The sequence below is a fragment of the Hydrogenimonas sp. genome, assembly GCF_029933015.1.
Lineage (GTDB): Bacteria > Campylobacterota > Campylobacteria > Campylobacterales > Hydrogenimonadaceae > Hydrogenimonas.
The window spans coordinates 1,672-4,168 of record NZ_JAOZOZ010000016.1 but is presented as its reverse complement, the minus strand read 5'-3'; the positions used below and the strand labels follow the sequence as shown (position 1 = coordinate 4,168).

The following is a 2,497-nucleotide window of genomic DNA, read 5'->3' as shown; positions in this document are numbered from 1 at the left end:
TCCATTGATCAAACATTTTTCACATTTTACTCCCCTCTTACTTAATGGCATAATAATGGGAAAACAACGGGGGCGTACCGCACCATTACGAAAATACGGAACACTCCCCCGAATACCCTTGCGAAAAAGGCATGAGATGAAAGCGTTGATTCTCACGGCGGACGGTTTCGAAGATTCCGAACTGCTCGTACCCTACGAAAAGCTGCGGAAAGAGGGATTCGAAGTCGAGATCGCATCGATACGCAGAGGCACGATCACAGGGAAGCATGGACACAGCGTCGAAGTGGACAAAACGCTGGAGGAAGTGGACCCCGACGAATACGACGCCCTGATCCTTCCGGGAGGCAGAGCGCCGGAAACGCTCCGAAAAGAGAAAAGAGTGCTGGAAATCGTCCGGCGTTTCGTCGACGACGGAAAAACGGTGGCGGCCATCTGCCACGGTCCGCAGATTCTGATATCGGCCGGGCGCATCGCGGGTCGGCGCGCCACGGGCTACCGGAAAATCGCACGGGAACTCGAGGATGCGGGCGCCCTCTACGAAGAGAGGGAAGTCGTCGTCGACGGAAATCTGATCACTTCGAGAGTTCCGGCGGACCTGGATGCTTTCGTCAGGGAGATCGTGAAACGGCTGAAAGCGGAAAAAGAGGGATGAGCCGAAGCGGCCAGGGTCCCCGGTATCGACCTGGTCGGCTAAAGAGGAATGGAACCATCCTCTGCTTCCATTAACCTTGCGAGACCGGTTCTACCCTTTCACCGCCTGGGAAAAGGCGCGGAAAATCTTTCGTGTGTGCCATGCATAGGGCATGAACTCCGGATGCCACTGAAGCCCAAGCACGAAATTTTCCGAAACCGATTCGATCCCCTGCACGATACCGTTGCGGTCGTGGGCGCAGGTGCGCAGCCCTTTGCCGATGGCGTCGACCGCCTGATGGTGCAGGGCGTTGACCCGCAGTGTGGGGGTGCCGACGATATCGTGCAGGAAAGTCTCCCGTTCGATCGTGACGGTACGAAGCGGCAACGGCGTATGGGGATGGGGATAGTCGAGTTCGAGATCGTGGATATGGGGGTGAAGCGTACCGCCGTGAAAGAGATTGATCAACTGCATGCCGCGGCAGATTCCCATGACCGGCATGCCCTCCTCCATCGCCCGCTCCAGCAGGGTGATCTCCATCGCATCCCGCGCGGGATCGCTCCGGACGATGGAGGGGTGTTCCGTCCCTCCGTAGGTCTTGGGATCGATATCGATCCCTCCGGTTATCAGGAGCCCATCCATCGCCATGCGGGGATTCCACGATCCCGAATGGCAGAAATGCGCTTCGATACCCCCAAGGGCCAGCAGAAAGCGGCTCATGTACCAGGCGGTCCGGCTTCCGCGGGTCGAGCCGGTCACGACGACGCTGCGTCTACCCATCGTTTCACCTCGGAAATCCACTCCTCTTTCTGAAAGAAATGGAAGGGAGAATCCAGAAACTCGAGGCAGCGTCCGCCCAGACTCTCCAGCGCTCTCGTGTCGTTCGCCAGTCTCTCCACCAGCACCCAGCTGTTCCACGCCTCGCAGGTGCACCACTCCGCCTCGTCCACCCGGGAGTTGGGAAGCCGGTAGTGATAGGTCGGACGCGCGGAGATCTTCTCCCCCTCCATCTGCGCCATGACCCGATCCAGATCGATCCACGCAAAAAGAGGAAGCATATCGAGCGCCCGGTTTCGCGTCGGGTTGTAGGCCAGATAGTCGTCGATCAGCTCCACCATCGTCGGATCGTAGGCGGGATCGAGGACCAGCTCCATGTACTTCTTGTCGAAAGGATCGATGTAGGGGGTCAGACGACGTGTCATGTCGGGCTGGATCGTCTCGATCAGATAGTCGTAGAGTAGAAAGAAGGCCCGCAGTGTCCTGAGAATTTCGTCGACGGTGATTTTCGCCGCCTCGGGATTGATGTGGAAACCGAAAGCGTAGAGGGGATCGGCTTTCGTCCCCATCGCTCCGTGTCTGCGCAGCTCCTCCTTGATCGTTTCGATGACATCGATGCGATCGATCGGCAGCGGGGAGGTGGAGACTTCGTAGGGAACGACGGTTTCGGAGAGATCGGCTATGAAGCGCTCGATCGCCGCCACCGTCTCCTTTTCGAGCGCCTGATCGAGCCCCACCGTATGGAGCCACTTCTCCAGACCCGATTCGACGAGAAACTGGAAGTCGAGCACCAGGGTGAAGGTGCCGTATTCGCTCTCGCGTATCTTGATGTGGTAGGGGTTGATCACGTCGATCCTTCCCCCCACCTTCTTCAGCAAAATCGCGGCGCTCTTGACCAGCGTCAGACCGGCGTACTCCAGCTCGAAACCGACTTTGCGCATCTCGCCGTCGGCGTTGAGGGTGACGGGAGGCATTTCGAAACGGCGTTTGTCCATGGCGCTATTATACACTTTTCGCGGCGACATAAGCGGAGGAAAAGGCCCACTGGAAGTTGTAGCCCCCCAGCCGTCCCGTCACATCCACCACCTC

4 protein-coding genes are annotated in these 2,497 nt (G+C 58.3%); 1 reads left to right on the top strand and 3 read right to left on the bottom strand.

The annotated features are described in order from the left end of the window. Positions 1-136: 136 nt before the first annotated feature. Positions 137-652, top strand: coding sequence for a type 1 glutamine amidotransferase domain-containing protein (locus Q1K23_RS02265; protein ID WP_300361854.1), 516 nt, complete (start codon positions 137-139; stop codon positions 650-652). 90 nt (positions 653-742) lie between these two features. Here the strand turns inward: Q1K23_RS02265 and Q1K23_RS02260 are convergent, their stop codons facing one another. Genes Q1K23_RS02260 through Q1K23_RS02250 form a run of 3 tightly spaced genes read right to left on the bottom strand, consistent with a single transcriptional unit; the run spans position 743 to position 2,485 of the window. Beyond that, positions 743-1,411, bottom strand: a complete 669-nt coding sequence (locus tag Q1K23_RS02260) for a gamma-glutamyl-gamma-aminobutyrate hydrolase family protein (protein ID WP_300361852.1) — start codon at positions 1,409-1,411, stop codon at positions 743-745. Beyond that, positions 1,387-2,403, bottom strand: a complete 1,017-nt coding sequence (locus Q1K23_RS02255) for an amidoligase family protein (protein ID WP_300361851.1) — start codon at positions 2,401-2,403, stop codon at positions 1,387-1,389. The genes Q1K23_RS02260 and Q1K23_RS02255 overlap by 25 nt, the downstream gene beginning before the upstream one ends. 7 nt (positions 2,404-2,410) lie before the next feature. Continuing rightward, positions 2,411-2,485, bottom strand: coding sequence for an NAD(P)/FAD-dependent oxidoreductase (locus Q1K23_RS02250; protein ID WP_300361883.1), 75 nt, complete (start codon positions 2,483-2,485; stop codon positions 2,411-2,413). Positions 2,486-2,497: the final 12 nt, after the last annotated feature.

Coding starts and splice junctions, on each gene's coding strand:
- Q1K23_RS02265 (WP_300361854.1), top strand. CDS start 137: ATGAAAGCGTTGATTCTCACGGCGGACGGTTTCGAAGATTCCGAACTG.
- Q1K23_RS02260 (WP_300361852.1), bottom strand. CDS start 1,411: ATGGGTAGACGCAGCGTCGTCGTGACCGGCTCGACCCGCGGAAGCCGG.
- Q1K23_RS02255 (WP_300361851.1), bottom strand. CDS start 2,403: ATGGACAAACGCCGTTTCGAAATGCCTCCCGTCACCCTCAACGCCGAC.